This is a genomic window from Burkholderia sp. Bp9099, assembly GCF_003857805.1.
Taxonomy (GTDB): domain Bacteria; phylum Pseudomonadota; class Gammaproteobacteria; order Burkholderiales; family Burkholderiaceae; genus Burkholderia.
In genome coordinates this window covers 25,922-42,740 of sequence record NZ_QTPU01000031.1, presented here as the reverse complement: position 1 = coordinate 42,740, position 16,819 = coordinate 25,922, and the positions used below count along the sequence as shown (strand labels likewise).

The 16,819-nt window shown below is 68.0% G+C and carries 13 protein-coding genes; 5 read left to right on the top strand and 8 right to left on the bottom strand.

Translation table 11 applies throughout. The annotated features are described in order from the left end of the window. Window positions 1–70: 70 nt before the first annotated feature. A complete protein-coding gene (locus DIE17_RS29845; protein WP_124523030.1) occupies window positions 71–1,591 on the top strand; it encodes a CoA-acylating methylmalonate-semialdehyde dehydrogenase in 1,521 nt (506 codons plus the stop codon). A gap of 62 nt (window positions 1,592–1,653) precedes the next feature. Here the strand turns inward: DIE17_RS29845 and DIE17_RS29840 are convergent, their stop codons facing one another. From DIE17_RS29840 to DIE17_RS29805, 8 genes are all read right to left on the bottom strand, one after another. Then, complete coding sequence (locus tag DIE17_RS29840; RefSeq protein WP_124488956.1) at window positions 1,654–2,538, bottom strand: MurR/RpiR family transcriptional regulator; 885 nt, start codon at window positions 2,536–2,538, stop codon at window positions 1,654–1,656. Between the two features lie 307 nt (window positions 2,539–2,845). Continuing rightward, window positions 2,846–4,018, bottom strand: a complete 1,173-nt coding sequence (locus DIE17_RS29835; protein WP_124488955.1) for a Gfo/Idh/MocA family protein — start codon at window positions 4,016–4,018, stop codon at window positions 2,846–2,848. Between the two features lie 66 nt (window positions 4,019–4,084). After that, window positions 4,085–5,011 carry a TIM barrel protein gene (locus tag DIE17_RS29830; RefSeq protein ID WP_124488954.1) on the bottom strand — a complete coding sequence of 309 codons (927 nt, stop codon included), beginning with the start codon at window positions 5,009–5,011 and terminating at the stop codon, window positions 4,085–4,087. Between the two features lie 85 nt (window positions 5,012–5,096). Continuing rightward, window positions 5,097–6,110, bottom strand: a complete 1,014-nt coding sequence (locus tag DIE17_RS29825; RefSeq protein ID WP_124921451.1) for a Gfo/Idh/MocA family protein — start codon at window positions 6,108–6,110, stop codon at window positions 5,097–5,099. Window positions 6,111–6,184: 74 nt separating this feature from the next. Then, the gene (locus tag DIE17_RS29820; protein ID WP_124523023.1) at window positions 6,185–7,099 is read right to left on the bottom strand and encodes a sugar phosphate isomerase/epimerase family protein; all 915 of its coding nucleotides are present in this window, start codon (window positions 7,097–7,099) and stop codon (window positions 6,185–6,187) included. Between the two features lie 37 nt (window positions 7,100–7,136). Beyond that, on the bottom strand, window positions 7,137–8,162 hold the full coding sequence (locus tag DIE17_RS29815) for an ABC transporter permease (protein WP_014722872.1): 1,026 nt from the start codon (window positions 8,160–8,162) through the stop codon (window positions 7,137–7,139). Between the two features lie 27 nt (window positions 8,163–8,189). Continuing rightward, window positions 8,190–9,764 (bottom strand): sugar ABC transporter ATP-binding protein, encoded by a 1,575-nt coding sequence (locus DIE17_RS29810; RefSeq protein ID WP_044846094.1) that lies wholly within the window; start codon window positions 9,762–9,764, stop codon window positions 8,190–8,192. 68 nt (window positions 9,765–9,832) lie between these two features. Beyond that, a complete protein-coding gene (locus DIE17_RS29805; RefSeq protein ID WP_044846095.1) occupies window positions 9,833–10,759 on the bottom strand; it encodes a sugar ABC transporter substrate-binding protein in 927 nt (308 codons plus the stop codon). 317 nt (window positions 10,760–11,076) lie between these two features. Here DIE17_RS29805 and iolC point away from each other — a divergent pair, with 317 nt between their 5' ends. The 4 genes from iolC (at window position 11,077) to iolB (ending at window position 16,806) form a co-directional block, all read left to right on the top strand. Beyond that, window positions 11,077–13,035, top strand: coding sequence for a bifunctional 5-dehydro-2-deoxygluconokinase/5-dehydro-2-deoxyphosphogluconate aldolase (gene iolC, locus DIE17_RS29800; protein ID WP_124523021.1), 1,959 nt, complete (start codon window positions 11,077–11,079; stop codon window positions 13,033–13,035). A gap of 46 nt (window positions 13,036–13,081) precedes the next feature. Continuing rightward, window positions 13,082–14,965 carry a 3D-(3,5/4)-trihydroxycyclohexane-1,2-dione acylhydrolase (decyclizing) gene (gene iolD / locus DIE17_RS29795; RefSeq protein WP_124488951.1) on the top strand — a complete coding sequence of 628 codons (1,884 nt, stop codon included), beginning with the start codon at window positions 13,082–13,084 and terminating at the stop codon, window positions 14,963–14,965. A 61-nt stretch (window positions 14,966–15,026) separates the two neighbouring features. Then, window positions 15,027–15,956: a myo-inosose-2 dehydratase gene (iolE, locus tag DIE17_RS29790; RefSeq protein WP_124523020.1), complete on the top strand. Its 930-nt coding sequence runs from the start codon at window positions 15,027–15,029 to the stop codon at window positions 15,954–15,956. A gap of 31 nt (window positions 15,957–15,987) precedes the next feature. Then, window positions 15,988–16,806, top strand: a complete 819-nt coding sequence (iolB, locus tag DIE17_RS29785; protein ID WP_044846099.1) for a 5-deoxy-glucuronate isomerase — start codon at window positions 15,988–15,990, stop codon at window positions 16,804–16,806. Window positions 16,807–16,819: the final 13 nt, after the last annotated feature.

The window sequence follows — 16,819 nt, the reverse complement described above, 5'->3', positions numbered from 1 at the left end:
CTTCTCCCGGCCCGCCGCTTTGCCTAGACTAGGTTCCGTCCATCCCCATTCCCATCCCCAGGAGACACGCATGACCACGGTTCCCGCCTATACGTCCGACGCCGACGTCGGCCACTACATCGACGGCGCACCCGTCGCCGGCCGCAGCGGCCGCTTCCAGGACGTCTTCAATCCGGCGCTCGGCCGCGCGGTGCGCCGCGTCGCGCTCGCCGGCGACGACGAAGTGCAGCGCGCCGTCGCGTCCGCCCGTGCGGCGTTCCCGGCCTGGGCCGACACGCCGCCGATCCGCCGCGCCCGCGTGCTGCACCGCTTCCTGCAGTTGATGAACGAACACCGCGACACGCTGGCCGCCATCATCACGGCCGAGCACGGCAAGGTGTTCTCGGATGCGCAGGGCGAAGTCGCGCGCGGCATCGACATCATCGAATTCGCATGCGGCGTGCCGCAACTGCTGAAGGGCGACTTCACCGACCAGGTCAGCACCGGCATCGACAACTGGACGATGCGCCAGCCGCTCGGCGTCGTCGCGGGTATCACGCCGTTCAACTTCCCGTGCATGGTGCCGTGCTGGATGTTCCCGGTCGCGCTCGCGACGGGCAACACGTTCGTGCTGAAGCCGAGCGAACGCGACCCGTCGGCGGCGCTGTTCATCGCGGACCTGCTCACGCAGGCAGGCCTGCCCGCCGGCGTGTTCAACGTCGTGCAGGGCGACAAGGGCGCGGTCGATGCGCTCCTCGACCACCCGGACGTGCAGGCCGTCAGCTTCGTCGGCTCGACGCCGATCGCGGCCTACGTGCAGCAGCGCGCGGTGCAGTCGGGCAAGCGCGTGCAGGCGCTCGGCGGCGCGAAGAACCATCTCGTCGTGATGCCGGACGCGAACATCGAGCAGGCGGTCGACGCGCTGATCGGCGCCGCGTACGGCTCGGCCGGCGAACGCTGCATGGCGATCAGCATCGCGGTGCTGGTCGGCGACGTGGCCGACAAGATCGTGCCGTTGGTCGCCGAGCGCGCGCGCAAGCTGGTGATCGGCGACGGGATGTCGCCGGAAGTCGAGATGGGCCCGATCGTCACCGGCGACGCGCTCAAGCGCATCGAAGGTTATATCGAGCAAGGCGTCAGCGAAGGCGCGCAACTGGTGGTCGACGGCCGCGGGCTGCGCGTGCCGGGCCGCGAGGAAGGCTTCTTCACCGGCGGCACGCTGTTCGATCACGTGAGCCCCGACATGCGCATCTACAAGGAAGAGATCTTCGGGCCGGTGCTCGGCTGCGTGCGCGTGAAGGACTTCGGGGAAGCGGTCGACCTGATCAACGCACACGAATTCGGCAACGGCGTCGCATGCTTCACGAGCGACGGCGGCATCGCGCGCGAATTCGCGCGGCGCATCCAGGTCGGCATGGTCGGCATCAACGTGCCGATTCCGGTGCCGATGGCCTGGCACGGCTTCGGCGGCTGGAAGAAGAGCCTGTTCGGCGACATGCACGCGTACGGCGAGGAAGGCGTGCGCTTCTACACGCGCCAGAAGTCGGTGATGCAGCGCTGGGCGTCGAGCATCGGCAAGGGCGCCGAATTCGCGATGCCGACCGCGAAGTAAGCGGGGTCGACGCGCCGCCCGGCGATGGAATGCGCGGGCGGCCGGCGAATCGAAGGCCGGCGTCAGCCGGCCTGCGTACCGTGTACGCCGTCGGCGGTCGGCAGGTACGACAGCTCGAGCCGGTACGCGAGCGCGACGAACAGGCTCTGCGCGAGGCCCATCGTCGCGGTCAGCGCACGGAACCCGAACGTCTCGCTGTCCTGCACCATCAGCGTCACCTCGGCCTCGCGCGCGAGCGGGCTCATCCGGCTGTCGGTGATCGCGATCAGGCGCGCGCCGCGCTGCACGGCCTGCTGCGCGACCTGCACCGTCTCTTCCGCGTACGGCATGAACGAGATCACGATCATCACGTCGCCCTCGCGCACCGAGCGGATCTGGCCGAGATGCATGCTGCCGAGCGCGCTGAACAGGCCGATGCGCTTGTCGGTGTGCTGCAGCGCATAGTCGAGATACACGGCGATCGGAAACGCGCGGCGCGAGCCGGCGATCCAGATCGCCTGCGTGTCGGCGAGCAGGTCGACGGCCCGTGCGAGCGCGTGCGGGTCGAGCGTCTGCCGCAGCTGCTGCATGCCGGCAATGCTGCCCTTGATGAATTCGTCGGCGATCTGCTCGGGCTGCAGGCTCGACTCGCCCGATTCGATCACGTCGCGCAGCCGCAGGTTGTACGCGCGGCCCGGCGCGATCTGCTGGGCCAGCCCCTCGCGGAACAGCCGCTGCATCTCGGAGAAGCCCGAAAAGCCGAAATGCTTCGCGAACCGGACGACGGCCGACGGCTGCACGCCGCACGCCTCCGCGAGCGACTGGATGCCTTCCAGGCCCAGCTGGTCCCGATGCGTTTCCACGTGACGCGCAATCACCTTCAGGCGATTGCTGAGGCCGTCGTACTCCTGCGTCAGATGCTGCAGGAACGCCTCGACGGTGGCGGGTGGTTTCTCGGATGAACTCATCGGATAGCGCGAAGTTGACGGCCCCGATCCGCGCGCCGCCTGCGCGTGCGCCCGGGACTCACCTATGGACATGCATGAAGGGCGAATTTAATCACGTTTGCGGCACGGCCCGCGCCGCACGCTCGCTCCCACGCGCTCGATCATCACCTACACACGCTCCACGGCCGGAATGGAAACGATTTTCCAACGCCGTCGCCGAGCCGTAAAGATTAGGGCGTCTACCGACGCCGATGCGAACGGTGACGCCGAGGGTCGCCGGCAGCCGCCCTGGGCCGCCGGCCGACGCCGCGCATCGGCCGCCGCTGGCTCACCGATAGTCGACCCATACGCCGCCCGCATCGGCGGACCGCACGCAGTTCTCGACCCACCGCACGCCTTCGACGCCCGCATGGACATCCGGAAAGCGGATGCTCTTCAACGCCTGCGCGTCGCCGCGATCGGCCGCGTCCATCGCGAGCGCGAAGCGCGCGTACAGATTCGACCACGCTTCGAACAGCCCTTCCGGATGCCCGGCGCCGATGCGGTCCTCGCGCAATGCGTGCGGATGCAGATAGCCCATTCCGCGATCGAGCACCTGCGCGGGCTGCCCCTGTATCTCGTAGCGCAACTGGTTCGGATGTTCGTCCCACCATTCGACGCTCGCCTTCGAGCCGATCACGCGCACCTTCTGCCCGTGCATCGAGCCCGCGTTCACCGCGCTCGACCACACGTAGCCGATCGCGCCCGTGTCGTATTCCATGATCGTGAACGCGTTGTCCTCGAGCGGCGCGCGACTCTTCACGAAGCTCTGCCGCGAGCACATCAGCCGTTTGATCCGCAGTTCCGGCGCCATCACTTCGGAGATGTACAGCGGATGCGTGCCGATGTCGCCGAGCACGTAGCTCGGCCCCGCGAACTTCGGGTCGACGCGCCAGCGCGCGGCGGCGCTCGCGGCTTCGACGCCCTCGCTGTGAAAGCCGTGCGCGAACTGCATCTGCACGATGCGGATCTCGCCGAGATCGCCGCGCGCGATCATTTCGCGCGCCTGCTCGATCATCTGGTGTCCGGAATAGCCGTACGCGACGCCGACGATGCGGTTCTTCTCGACCGACAGCCGCTGCAGCGCCTCGGCCTCCTCGGTCGTGAAGCACAGCGGCTTTTCGCAGACGACGTGCAGCCCCGCGTTCAGCGCCGCGCGACAAATTTCGAAGTGCGTGTTGTTCGGCGTCGCGATCGACACCGCGCGGATGCCGTCGGCACGCTTCGCCTCGGCGTCGAACATCGTCCGGTAGTCGGGATAGCAGCGCCCGGCGTCGACACCGAGCTTCACGCCGAATTGCCGCCCGCGTTCGGCATCGATGTCGAATGCGCCGGCAACGAGCTGGAAGCTGCCGTCTCGCAATGCGGCCGACCGGTGGCTGTAGCCGATCTGGCTGCCGAGCCCGCCGCCGACCATGCCCCAGGGAATCGAATGTCCGAGCAGAATCTGTCCGTCGATCATGATTGTCGTGTTCCTGTCCGTGTTCAGGTGTTCAAAGTGTGTGCAGAGGGTCGGGCCGACGGCCGATTACGCGAACCCGGCCGATGCGAGAAACTCGCGGCTCGCCGCGACGTCGCGCAGGCTCGTGCCGGCATTGCGCGGATCGCGCTCCTGTTCGATCGTGATGTATCCCGCATAGCCGATGTCGTCGAGCGCGCGACGGATCGCGCGGTAGTCGAGCACGCCGGTGCCGATCGGGCACATCACGCCACGCGCGCACGCCGCGAAGAAGGCGATGTGTTCGCCCATCACCGCGTCGTACACGGCCGCGTCGATATCCTTGAAATGCACGTAGTCGAGCCGCGCCGCGTGACGGCGCAGCCATGTCTCGGGATCCATCCCCGAGTAGTAAAGGTGGCCGGTGTCGAGACAGAGGCCCGCCGTATCGGCCGCGACGTCGGCGACGATCCGGTCGATCTCGTCCGCGAACTCGATGTAGCCGCCCGCATGCGGATGGATCACCGCGCGCACGCCGAATTCGTCGCGCGCGATCGTCGCGATTTCGCGAATGTGGTCGACCATGCGCGCCCAGCGTTCGGCGGACAGGCGCGGCGCGCGATCGGCGTGGCCGGCCGCGTAGTCGCGTTCGTCGTGCCCCCAGTCCATCACGACCAGATACGGCGCCGCATGGCGCTGGCCCGGCTGCGTCGGCAGCTTCGGCAAGCGCGTGATCAGCGCGCAGATCTCGCGCGTCTGGCGCAGCAGGTTCGGGAGATTCTCCGGCGACACCAGGTCGTCGAAGATCGTGCCGGCGGTGATGCTCAAACGCTGCCGCTCGAGCTCGGCGCTCACCACGTCGAGCTCGAGCGGGATGTAGCCGTACGGCCCGAGCTCGATGCCCGAATAGCCGGCCTGCGCGGCCTCGGCGAGCACCTGCCGCCACGGCGGCAGGTGCGGGTTCTTCACGTCGTCGACGCCCCAGCAGCAGGGCGCGCAGCCAATCTTCATCGTCATGTCGGTCAGTCCAGCAGGAAAGCGGCGCGCGGCCGCGAGCATGGCCGCGTGGACACGCGGCCCGGTGTCGGCGTGTTCAGCCGGTTCAGCCGCGATAGAACGCCGGGCGTTCGGCCATCGCGATCGGCTCGACCGCCCCGCTCTGCTGCGCGCGCACGCACGCGTCGGCCGCGACCGCCGCCGCATAGCCGTCCCACGCGGACGGCCCGGTCAGCGCACCCTGCCGCACGCCGTCGATGAACGCCTGCAGCTCGACGTCGTACGACGCGATGAAGCGCTCCTTCCAGTCGGTCATGATCTCGACCGACTGCCGCGCCGCGTGCTTGAGCCCGACCGCGGGCGGATCGGGCAGCTTCGCGATGCCGTTCTCGCCGACCACCTCGCACTGGATGTCGTAGCCGTATTGGCAATTCACGAAGATCTCGACGTCGATGCGCACGCCGCTCGCGGTTTCGAGCAGCACGATCTGCGGATCGGCGAGATGCGCGGACGCATGGCGCGTCTTCTTCGGATAGACGACCTGCGCGCTCGCATAGTCCTCGCTGAGCAGCCAGCGCAGCACGTCGAGCTCGTGGATCAGCGTGTCGGTGATCGCCATGTCGGTCGTATAGCGCTCGCCGACCGACTGGTTGCGGTGCGCGCAATGCAGCATCAGCGGCGCGCCGATCTCGCCGCCGTCGATCACGCGCTTGAGCGCGCGATAGCCTTCGTCGTACGGACGCATGAAGCCGACCTGCACGAGCCGGCGGCCGTGCGCGACCTCGGCTTCGACGATCCGCATGCAGCCGTCGGCCGTGACGGCCAAAGGCTTCTCGCAGAACACCGGCTTGCCGTGCGCGATCGCGTCGAGCACGAACGCCTCGTGCGTCGGCCCCCACGACGTGACGAGCACGGCCTCTACGTCGGCTGCCGCGACCACTTCGTGGCCGTCGCCGTAGATTTCCGCGTCGAGCCCGTACTTCGTCACCGCGTCGCGCGCCTGCTGCGGATCGATGTCGTTGACGGCAACCACGCGCGCGCCGGACAGCGTGCGCGTGAGCCTGCGGATATGGTCCTGGCCGATCGCGCCGCAGCCGATCACGCCGATTTGCAAGGTCATCCGGATATCTCCAGTCTCTGGTTCAACGACGGCGCGGCCCGTGCCGCGCCGGTCGGCAATGGTTCCAAAACGGGTCAGCGCGCGGCCGCCCGTTCGAAATGGCGTTCGACGTAGCGCTGGATCGTGTCGCGCATGTAGCGCGACGACGCTTCCGCGCGGTCCTCCCACGCGAACACGCACGACGACATCACGCCGTCGAAGCCGGCGCTGCCGAGTGCGCGGAAAAACACGTCCCAGTCGATCTCGCCCTGCCCGATGTCGAGATGCTGGTGCACGCGGATCTGGTTCGAGCCCGGCGGGTTCACGATGTAGCGCAGCTGGCTGCTCTTGCGGTGATCGAACGTGTCGGCCACGCGCACGTGCGCGAGGATCGGCGCGGCGGTCGCGATCATCGCGGCCATGTCGTCGCCGTAATAGAACGTGTGCGGCGCGATGTACGACAGCTTCAGCGACGGCGAGCCGATGTTCGTGACGATGTCGATCGCCGGCTGCAGCTGCTCGATCCAGTCTTCCGGATGCGGCTCGACCGACAGCACGATGCGTTCGCGCTCGAGGATCGGCAGCAGCTCGTCCATCGAACGGAACCACGCGGCTTCGCACAGCTCCTTCGGGTTCGCGCCCGGTCGTTCGCCGACCGAGCGCTCCGGCGACGCGCCGCGCCCGAATTCGGACACCATCAGCGGGCATTCCATCTCGATCGCGACCTCGATCGCCTTCTTCCAGCAGCGCACCGCCCACTGCCGCTCGTCATCGAACGGGCTGGCCCAGCGGTACATCGGCTGCAGCGACGCAAGGCCCACGCCGCTTGCGCGCAACGCTTGCCGGAACGCGGCCATGCGCTCGCGCGTCGCGCGCGGCATCACCCACCAGTCGAGAAAGTCGCTGCGCGGCGACAGCTCGATCTGGTCGTAGCCGAGCTCGGCCACCGCGTGCGGCAGCCGGTCGAGCGGAAGGTGGCGAATCATGTAGGGATCCAAAGCGATCTTCATTTTCTTCCCGATCGGTTGTGTGTTCGATCTCGGCCGGTCAGCGGCGCGACTTCTTGTTGCGATACTGGTCGGCGATCACGGCCGCGACGATGATCGCGCCCTTGACCATCTCCTGGTAGTACGCGTCGATCCGGATGAACGTGAAGCCCGACGTCATCACGCCGAGGATCAGCACGCCGATCACGGTGCCCGTCACGCGCCCGAGGCCGCCCGACAGCGACGTGCCGCCGATCACGACGGCCGCGATCGCGTCGAGCTCGTACATCACGCCCATGCCCGACTGGCCGGAGATCGCGCGCGCGGCCGTCACGGTGCCGGCGATCCCGCTCAGCAGGCCCGCAATCGCGTAGACGAACACCAGATGGCGTGTCACGTTGATGCCCGACACGACGGCCGCGTGGCGATTCGCGCCGATCGCATACGTGTACTTGCCGAAGCGCGTGTAGCGCAGCACGACGTGGAAGATCGCGGCCACCACGACGAAGATGATCACCGGATTCGCGCCCGCGCCGATCGCCGCGAACTGGTCGGTCAGCATCGATACCGGCATCCCGTTGGTGAACCACTTCGCGAAGCCGCGCGCGGCCACCATCGTGCCGAGCGTCGCGATGAACGGCGGGATGCCCGTCAGCGCGATCAGCGAGCCGTTCAGCAGGCCGACCAGCAGCCCGACGCACACGCCGGCCAGCACCGGCCAGATGATCGGCAGGTCGGTCAGGTGCGGGAACACCGCGCGCGGAAAATCGGACACCTGCGCGAGGCTGGCCGACACGACCGCCGCCGCCGCGACGACCGACCCCGACGACAGGTCGATCCCGCTCGTGATGATCACGAGGTTCACGCCGACCGCGATGATGCCGATCACGGCCATCTGCAGCACGATGATCTCGAGCCGCTCCGCGTTGAACAGGAAGCTCTGCCCGACGACGAGCCAGCCGATCACCTCGAAGAACAGGCTGATGCCCACCAGCACCAGGAAGATGCTCAGTTCGGGCGGCCACTTCGCGTGCCGCGTCTTGATCGTCATGGACTGCGCGTCCGCGACCGGATTCAGGTTGCCCATTTCAGTTGTCTCCATGCTTGTTGCGGCTCAGCGCGAGGCCAGGTCCATGATGCGGACCTGGTCGGCGTCCTTGCGTTCGACGATGCCGGTCATCCGGCCTTCGTGCATCACCATCACGCGATCGCTCATGCCGAGCACCTCCGGCATCTCCGACGAGATCATCAGCACCGCGACGCCCTTGCCGGCGAGCGCGCTGACGAGCCGGTGGATCTCGGCCTTCGCGCCGACGTCGATCCCGCGGGTCGGCTCGTCGAGGATCAGGATGCGCGGTTGCGTGAGCAACCATCTGCCGATCAGCACCTTCTGCTGGTTGCCGCCCGACAGGTTCTGGATTTCCTCGTGCAGCCCGGGCGTCTTCACGCGCAGCATCCGGCTCATTTCCTCGCAGTCGCGTTTCAACTGCGCCTGCCGCACGAAATTGAACTTCACGTAGCGGTTGCTGAGCACCGCCGCTTCCATGTTCGCGAGCAGGTCGAGATTCAGGAAGCAGCCGGTGTCCTTGCGGTCCTCGGTGAGGAACGCCATCCCGTGCTTCATCGCCTGCGCGGGCGTGGCGATGCGCACCGGCTTGCCGTCGATCAGGATCTCGCCGGAGGTGGCCGGCACGACGCCGAACAGCGCCTCCGCGACGTTCGAGCGCCCCGAGCCGACGAGGCCCGCGACGCCGAGGATCTCGCCCGCGCGCAGCTCGAAGCTGACGTCGCGGAACACCCCGTCGACGCCGAGGTTCTTCACGGCCAGCACGACGTCGCCGATCGGCACCTCCTCCTTCGGGAACATCTGCGTGATCTCGCGGCCGACCATCATCCGGATGATGTCGTCGCGCGTGACGTCGCTCGACGCGTGCGTGCCGATGTACTTGCCGTCGCGGAACACCGAGAACTCGTCGGCGATCTCGAACAGCTCGTTCATCTTGTGCGTGATGTAGACGATGCCCTTGCCCTGCTCGCGCAGCTGGCGAATGATGCGGAACAGGTGCGTGACCTCCTTGTCGGTCAGCGCGGAAGTCGGCTCGTCCATGATCAGCACGTCGGAGTCGAACGACACGGCCTTCGCGATCTCGACCATCTGGCGGCTCGCGACCGTCAGCGTGCGCACGTCGGCTTCCGGGTCGATGTCGATCGACAGCCGCTCGAACAGCGCGGCGGTGCGGCGGCGCAGCTCGGCGTGATCGATCAGGCCGAAGCGGTTCTTCGGTTCGCGGCGGATCCAGATGTTCTCCGCGACCGTCATGTACGGCATCAGGTTGAGTTCCTGGTGGATCATCGCGATCCCGCGATCGAGCGCGTCGAGCGGGCCGTTCAGCACGACGGGCTCGCCGTTGATCAGGATCTCGCCCTGGTCGGGCGTGTAGACGCCGGCGATGATCTTCATCAGCGTCGACTTGCCGGCGCCGTTCTCGCCCATCAGCGCATGCACGGTGCCGCGCCGCACGCGGAACTGCACGCCGTCGAGCGCGACGACGCCGGGAAACGACTTGCCGACGCCGCGCACCTCGAGCACGCAGTCGGCGGCGGGCACACCGGACGAACCCGGTGCGGCGGACGAGGCGGCCGGCGCGCTTTCGCTCGCCATCGAGCGCGCCATCCTGGCTGTAAACATGGACGTTCCTCGAAAGTCACACGCGAACCCGGACACGCCGGGCCCGCGCAGTTCAGCGGAAAAACCGGTCAGTGCTTCGCGTACTGGTTCATGTTCTCCGGCGTGACGAGTTCGAACGGCACGTTCACGAAGCGCTCGACGGGCTGCTTCTTCGCCAGCTTGAGCGCGGCCGCGACGGCCTGCGCGCCCTGCCCGGCCGCGTTCTGGTACACCGACACCTTCAGCTCGCCGCTCTTCATCGCCGCGAGCCCGTCCGGCGTCGCGTCGATGCCCGCGACGACCGTCTTCGGCGTCAGCTTGCGCGCGGCCTTCAGCGCGTTGATCGCGCCGATCGCCATTTCGTCGTTGTTCGACACGATCGCGTCGAACTTCGTCCCGGAGCTCAGCCAGTTCATCGTGATGTCCTGGCCCTGCGTGCGGCTCCACTTGCCTTCGCGCTTGTCGACGATCTTCATGCCGGCACAGTCCTTGGTCGCGATCACGTCCTCGATGTCCTTGGTGCGCGCGCGCGCCGACTCGTTGGACAGCTCGCCCATCAGCACCAGGATGTCGCCCTTGCCGCCGAGCAGCTTGCACACCTGGCGCGCCTGCAGCGTGCCCGACTGTTTCTCGTCGGAGGCGACCACGGCGACGCCGGCCGGCAGCTTGTCGAAATCGACCGGCTTGCGGTTCACGTAGACGAGCGGAATCTTCGCGGCGGTCACCATCTTGGTGATCTTCGGCGTCGCGTCGGTGTCGACCGCATTCACGATGATCGCGTCGACCTTCTGCGCGATCATGTTCTGGACCTGGCTCAACTGCTTGCCGACGTCGTTGCCGCCGTCCTCGATCTGCACGGTCGCGCCGTCCTTCTTCGCCGCATCGCCGATGCTGTTGCGCAGGATCGTCAGGAACGTGTCGTCGAACGATGCCATCGTCACGCCGATCTTCTCGGCATGCGCGAGCGGCATGGCCAGGATTGCGGCGGCCGCGGCGGCCATCAGCTTGGTCTTCATGATCACTCTGTCTCCTCATCTCCGGGGGCGGAAAAACGGCGCGTTGCGCGCCGCCGGGCCGAGTCCGATCGGATCCGATTCGGACTGAAGCATCCGGATGAAACTGTAGATCACTTCTTCGAAAATTTGGAAATTTATTTCTACGTGATTTCACCTAGGGAACTGGATTTCCAAAAAGTCTAGACTCCGTTCCGTAGCCCGATTCCTTGCGGCAGGCGTTCCCGTGTCGTGCCGCGCACGTGACGGACCACCGTCGCAGGATCGGTCCCTCAATCCGCCGGCAGGGTCGAACGCCGGCCGCGAGCGTGATACGTGATATGAGCCCGTTGAACTTTCCGACTGACCGCCCCATCGATCTCGCCTGCCTCGGCCGCGTCGCCGTGGACCTTTACGCGCAACAGTACGGCAGCCGCCTGGAGGATGCGCGCAGCTTCCAGATGTATCTCGGCGGCTCGTCGGGCAACGTCGCGTTCGGCGTCGCCCGGCTCGGGCTGAAGACCGCGATGATCTCGCGCGTCGGCGACGAGCAGATGGGCCGCTTCGTGCGCGAGACGCTCGAGCGCGAAGGCTGCGACACGAGCCAGCTGCAGACCGATCCGGAACGCCTGACCGCGCTCGTGCTGCTCGGGCTGAAGGATCGCGACACGTTCCCGCTGCTGTTCGTGCGCGAGAACTGCGCGGACATGGCCGTGCGCGCCGACGAGATCCGCGAGGATTTCATCGCCGGCTGCCGCGCGCTCGCGATCACCGGCACCCATCTTTCGACGCCGGGCACCCGCGAGGCGTCGCTGACCGCGCTCGGCTACGCGCGCCGCCACGGCGTCGTGCGGATCCTCGACATCGACTACCGGCCGGTGCTGTGGGGGCTGACCGCGCGCGGCGCGGGCGAGAACCGCTACGTGCCCGACGCGCAGGTCACGCGGCAACTGCAGCAGGTGCTCGGCGAGTTCGACCTGCTGGTCGGCACCGAGGAGGAATTCCTGATCGCGGGCGGCGTGCCTCACGACCTGATCGCGTCGCTGCAGGCCGTGCGCCGCGCGAGCGGCGCGGTGCTGGTGGTCAAGCGCGGCGCGCTCGGCTGCTGCGTGATCGAGGGCGACATCCCCGCGCACATCGACGATGCGCCGACCTTCCACGGCGAACGCGTCGAAGTCCTGAACGTGCTGGGCGCGGGCGACGCATTCCTGTCGGGCCTGCTGTCCGGGCTGCTGCGCGGGCACGGCTGGGCGCAAGCGACGCGCATCGCGAACGCGTGCGGCGCGATCGTCGTGTCGCGCCACGCGTGCTCGGCCGCGATGCCGACGCCGGCCGAGCTCGCGCACTGGTTCGGCGGCAGCCGCAATCCGCAGGTGGACGCCGATCGCGCGCTCGCGCACCTGCATCGCGTGACGGTGCCGCGCCGCGCATGGGACGACCTGTGCGTGATGGCGTTCGACCATCGCAGCCAGTTCTACGAGCTCGCGGTGCAGGCCGGCGCGGACGAAGCACGGATCAAGACGCTCAAGCGCCTGCTCGTGCGCGCGGCCGAACAGGTCGAGCGCGATCGCCGGATCGAAGGCCACGTCGGCGTGCTGATCGACGGCGGCGCATATGGCCGCGACGCGCTCGCGTCGGCCACCGGCCGCGGCTGGTGGGTCGGCCGCCCGGTCGAGCTGCCCGGCTCGCGGCCGCTGTGCTTCGACGACACGCGCTCGGTCGGCTCGTCGCTCACGCACTGGCCGACCGAACAGGTCGTGAAGTGCCTCGTCCACTACCACCCCGACGACGACGTCGACCTGCGCGTCGCGCAGGAGCAGCGCGTGCTGGAGCTGTGGGAAGCCACGCGCGCGAGCGGCAACGAGCTGCTGCTGGAAATCATTCCGCCGCGCGCGGTCACGCCGCCCGGCACCGAGGACGACGCGGTGCTGCGCACGGTCGCGCGCTTCTACAACCTCGGCGTGATGCCGGAGTGGTGGAAGCTCGCGCCGATGAGCGCCGACGGCTGGGCGCGGCTCGAGACGCTGGTGGCCGAACGCGACCCGCACTGCCGCGGCGCGGTGATCCTCGGGCTGAACCAGCCGTTGCAATATCTGGTCGACAGCTTCCGCTCGGCGACCAACCCGATCGTCAAGGGCTTCATGGTCGGCCGCACGCTGTGGGCCGACGCGTCGCTGCACTGGCTCGCCGGCCGGATCGACGACCAGGCGCTGATCGACGAAGTGGCCGGCAATTTCGCGCAGCTGGTCGACGCGTGGCTCGGCCGCCGTACCGCCGCGCGCGCCGCCGCAGCCGCCTGATGCAGATATCCGTGATGACCACCCGATTCCTCCTGATCGACAGACGATGACCACCACCGTGAGACTGACCGTCAGCCAGGCGCTCGTGCGCTACCTGGCCGCCCTGCGCGCCGAAGTCGTCCAGCCGGACGGCCGCACCGAGATCCTGCCGTATTGCGGCGGCGTGTTCGCGATCTTCGGCCACGGCAACGTGGCCGGGCTCGGCGAAGCGCTGCATGCCGAAAAAGAACGGCTGCCGACGTTCCGCGCGCACAACGAGCAAGGAATGGCGAATGCGGCCGTCGCGTTCGCGAAAGCGAACTTCCGCCAGCGGATGATGGCCGCGACGTCGAGCATCGGCCCCGGCGCGACCAACATGCTGACCTCCGCGGCACTCGCGCACGTCGGCCGGCTGCCGCTGTTGCTGCTGCCCGGCGACGTGTTCGTGTCGCGGCTGCCCGACCCGGTGCTGCAGCAGGTCGAGGACTTCGAACAGGGCGACGTCAGCGCGAACGACTGCTTCCGGCCGGTGACGCGCTACTTCGACCGGATCACGTCGCCCGAGCAGCTGCTGGTCGCACTGCCGCGCGCGATCCAGGTGATGACCGACCCCGCGCAATGCGGCCCCGTATGCCTCGCGCTGCCGCAGGACGTGCAGACCTTCGCTTACGACTGGCCGGAGGATTTCTTCGCGCCGCCGGTGATCCGGATGCGCCGCCCGCCTGCCGACACGCTCGAACTCGCGGATGCGCTCGACGTGTTGAAAGCGGCGAAGAAACCGCTCATCGTCGCCGGCGGCGGCGTGCTATACAGCCAGGCGTGGGACGCGCTGCGCACGTTCGCCGACACGCACGGCGTGCCGGTCGCCGAATCGCAGGCCGGCAAGGGCAGCCTCGCGTGGGACCACCCGCTGAACCTCGGCTCGATCGGCGTGACGGGCTCGCCCGCCGCGAACCGCGCGGCCGCGCAGGCCGACGTGGTGTTCGCGGTCGGCACGCGCCTGCAGGATTTCACGACCGGCTCGCACGCGCTGTTCGGCAATGCGACGCTGCTGAGCCTGAACGTGCAGCCGTTCGACGCGGGCAAGAAGCGCGGCCGGCAATTGATCGCCGATGCGCGCACGGGCCTCGGCCAGCTGTCGGCCGCGCTCGCGGGCTGGCGCGCGGATGCGGCCTGGACGGCCGCGAACCAGGATCAGGCCGCCGCGTGGAACGCGCGCGTGACCGAGCTGACTACGCGCGTGCCGAAGGACACGCTGCCGTACGACGCGGAAGTGATCGGCGCGGTGCGCGACTCGGCGGCCGACGCGGGACGCGACAGCGCGCGCGACGATCTCGTCGTGTGCGCGGCCGGCACGCTGCCGGCCGAACTGCACAAGCTGTGGCGCAGCGGCGTGCCGGGCAACTACCACATGGACTACGCGTACTCGTGCATGGGCTACGAGGTCGCGGGCGGCCTCGGCGCGAAGCTCGCGCGGCCCGAGCGCGAAGTGATCGTGATCGTCGGCGACGGCTCGTACATGATGCTCAACGCCGAACTCGCGACGTCCGTGATGCTCGGCCGCAAGCTCATCGTCGTGATCCTCGACAACCGCGGCTACGGCTGCATCGAGCGGCTGCAGATCAATTGCGGCGGCGCGAGCTTCAACAACATGCTCGACGACTGCGTGCCGGAAGGCGGCGAACGCTCGACGATCGACTTCGCGATGCATGCACGCTCGATGGGCGCCGAAGCCGTGCACGTGCGCGACGTCGGCGAGCTGCGCAGCGAAATGAAGCGTGCGCGCGCGGCGAAGACGAGCCAGGTCATCGTGATCGACACGACGCACGAGCGCACGACCGCGGACGGCGGCGCGTGGTGGGAAGTCGCGGTGCCGCAGGTATCCGCGCGCGCCGGTGTCGAACGCGCGCACCGGACGTATCTCGACGAGAAAACCCGGCAGCGGCGTTGATCCGTTTCCCCATTCAATCCGCCGCTCCGCGAAAACAACATTCGAACCAAGGAAGCACGTCATGAGCTGGAACGTTCGCATCGGTATCAATCCCCTGTCGTGGATGAACGACGACCTGCCGTCGCTCGGCGGCGAGACGCCGCTCGAGACGGCACTGAAGGAAGGCGCCGAAATCGGCTACGCGGGCTTCGAGCTCGGCAACAAGTTTCCGAAGACGGGCCCCGAGCTGAAGGCGAAGCTCGCCGAGTTCGGGCTCGTGTGCGTGTCGGGCTGGTATTCGGGCTTTCTGGCGGAAGTCGCGCCGGGCATGAGCGACGCCGATGCCGTCGAGGCCGAAATCGAGCGCTGCCGCGCGCACATGACGAAGCTGCAGTTCAACGACGTGAAGGTCGTGGTGTACGGAGAATGCGCGGGCACGATCCAGGGCAGCATCGACACGCCGGTCGCCAAGCGCCCGCGTTTCGTCGACGATGAAACCTGGCGGCGCTATGCGGCGCGCCTCGACGCATTCGGCGCGCACCTGCTCGAGACCTACGGGATCAAGCTCGCCTACCATCACCACATGGGCGCGTACGTCGAATCGCCGGACGACGTCGACCGGCTGATGGCGCTGACCGATCCGGCGAAGGTGTTCCTGCTGTTCGATACGGGCCACGCGTATTTCGGCGGCGCGGCCGATCCGGTCGCGCTGCTGAGGAAGCACGTGGCGCGCGTCGTGCACGTGCACTGCAAAGACGTGCGGCCGCAGGTCGTCACGCAGGCGCGCAACGGCGGCTGGAGCTTCCTGAACGGCGTGATCAACGGCACCTTCACGGTGCCGGGCGACGGCGCGCTCGATTACGAAGCGACGCTGCGCACGCTGAAGGACGCCGGCTACGAAGGCTGGCTCGTGGTCGAGGCCGAGCAGGACCCGGCCGTCGCGCCGAGCTATCAGTATGCGAAGAAGGGCTACGAATCGCTGCGCGCGATCGTCGACCGGTTGAGCGCGTAAGCCCCGTCATCTCATCGAGGAACCTCACGCCATGACGATTTCTCCCCTGCTGGTCAAGGCATCCGCCGACCGCGAAATCTGCAACGTGACGCCCGAGTCGGCCGGCTGGAAACACGTCGGCTTTCGCGCGCTGCGCCTGAAGGCCGGCGACACCGAAACGCTCGACACGGGCACGCGCGAACTGTGCGTCGTCGTGCTCACGGGCACGCTGCGCGCGCAAGTCGACGGCGAGACCTACGACGCACTCGGCAAGCGCGACAGCGTGTTCGAGGAAGTGTCGCCGGACGCGCTGTACGTGCCGGGCGGCAAGACCGTCACGCTGGTGGCGACGCGCGACGCGGAAGTCGCGCTGTGCACCGCGCCTTACGCGAGCGGCGACAAGCGCGTGCAGCGCCTCGACGGCGAACGGATGCGGCGTGCGGTGCGCGGGCAAGGCACCAACACGCGCTACGTATGCGACATCCTGATGGGCGACAACCCGGCCGCGGACCGGCTGCTGGTCGTCGAAGTGATCACGCCCGCGAGCCACTCGAGCAGCTATCCGCCGCACAAGCACGATCGCGACGCGGCGCCCGACGAAACGTCGCTCGAGGAAACCTATTACCACCGGATCGATCCGCCGCAGGGTTTCGCGTTCCAGCGCGTGTACACGGACGACCGCAGCCTCGACGAGGCATGCGCGGTCGAGAACCACGACGTCGTGATGGTGCCGCGCGGCTATCACCCGGTGGTCGCGCCGCACGGCTACAACCTGTACTACCTGAACGTGATGGCCGGACCGAGCCGCGCGTGGGCGTTCAAGAACGACCCCGCGCACGAATGGATGCTCGACGCGGCGCCCGGGCGCTGATGCATTGACGCGC

Bases quoted from the DNA above. Each gene is read 5' to 3' on its own strand.
- DIE17_RS29845 (WP_124523030.1), top strand. From the start codon at position 71: ATGACCACGGTTCCCGCCTATACGTCCGACGCCGACGTCGGCCACTAC.
- DIE17_RS29840 (WP_124488956.1), bottom strand. From the start codon at position 2,538: ATGAGTTCATCCGAGAAACCACCCGCCACCGTCGAGGCGTTCCTGCAG.
- DIE17_RS29835 (WP_124488955.1), bottom strand. From the start codon at position 4,018: ATGATCGACGGACAGATTCTGCTCGGACATTCGATTCCCTGGGGCATG.
- DIE17_RS29830 (WP_124488954.1), bottom strand. From the start codon at position 5,011: ATGACGATGAAGATTGGCTGCGCGCCCTGCTGCTGGGGCGTCGACGAC.
- DIE17_RS29825 (WP_124921451.1), bottom strand. From the start codon at position 6,110: ATGACCTTGCAAATCGGCGTGATCGGCTGCGGCGCGATCGGCCAGGAC.
- DIE17_RS29820 (WP_124523023.1), bottom strand. From the start codon at position 7,099: ATGAAGATCGCTTTGGATCCCTACATGATTCGCCACCTTCCGCTCGAC.
- DIE17_RS29815 (WP_014722872.1), bottom strand. From the start codon at position 8,162: ATGGGCAACCTGAATCCGGTCGCGGACGCGCAGTCCATGACGATCAAG.
- DIE17_RS29810 (WP_044846094.1), bottom strand. From the start codon at position 9,764: ATGTTTACAGCCAGGATGGCGCGCTCGATGGCGAGCGAAAGCGCGCCG.
- DIE17_RS29805 (WP_044846095.1), bottom strand. From the start codon at position 10,759: ATGAAGACCAAGCTGATGGCCGCCGCGGCCGCCGCAATCCTGGCCATG.
- iolC (WP_124523021.1), top strand. From the start codon at position 11,077: ATGAGCCCGTTGAACTTTCCGACTGACCGCCCCATCGATCTCGCCTGC.
- iolD (WP_124488951.1), top strand. From the start codon at position 13,082: ATGACCACCACCGTGAGACTGACCGTCAGCCAGGCGCTCGTGCGCTAC.
- iolE (WP_124523020.1), top strand. From the start codon at position 15,027: ATGAGCTGGAACGTTCGCATCGGTATCAATCCCCTGTCGTGGATGAAC.
- iolB (WP_044846099.1), top strand. From the start codon at position 15,988: ATGACGATTTCTCCCCTGCTGGTCAAGGCATCCGCCGACCGCGAAATC.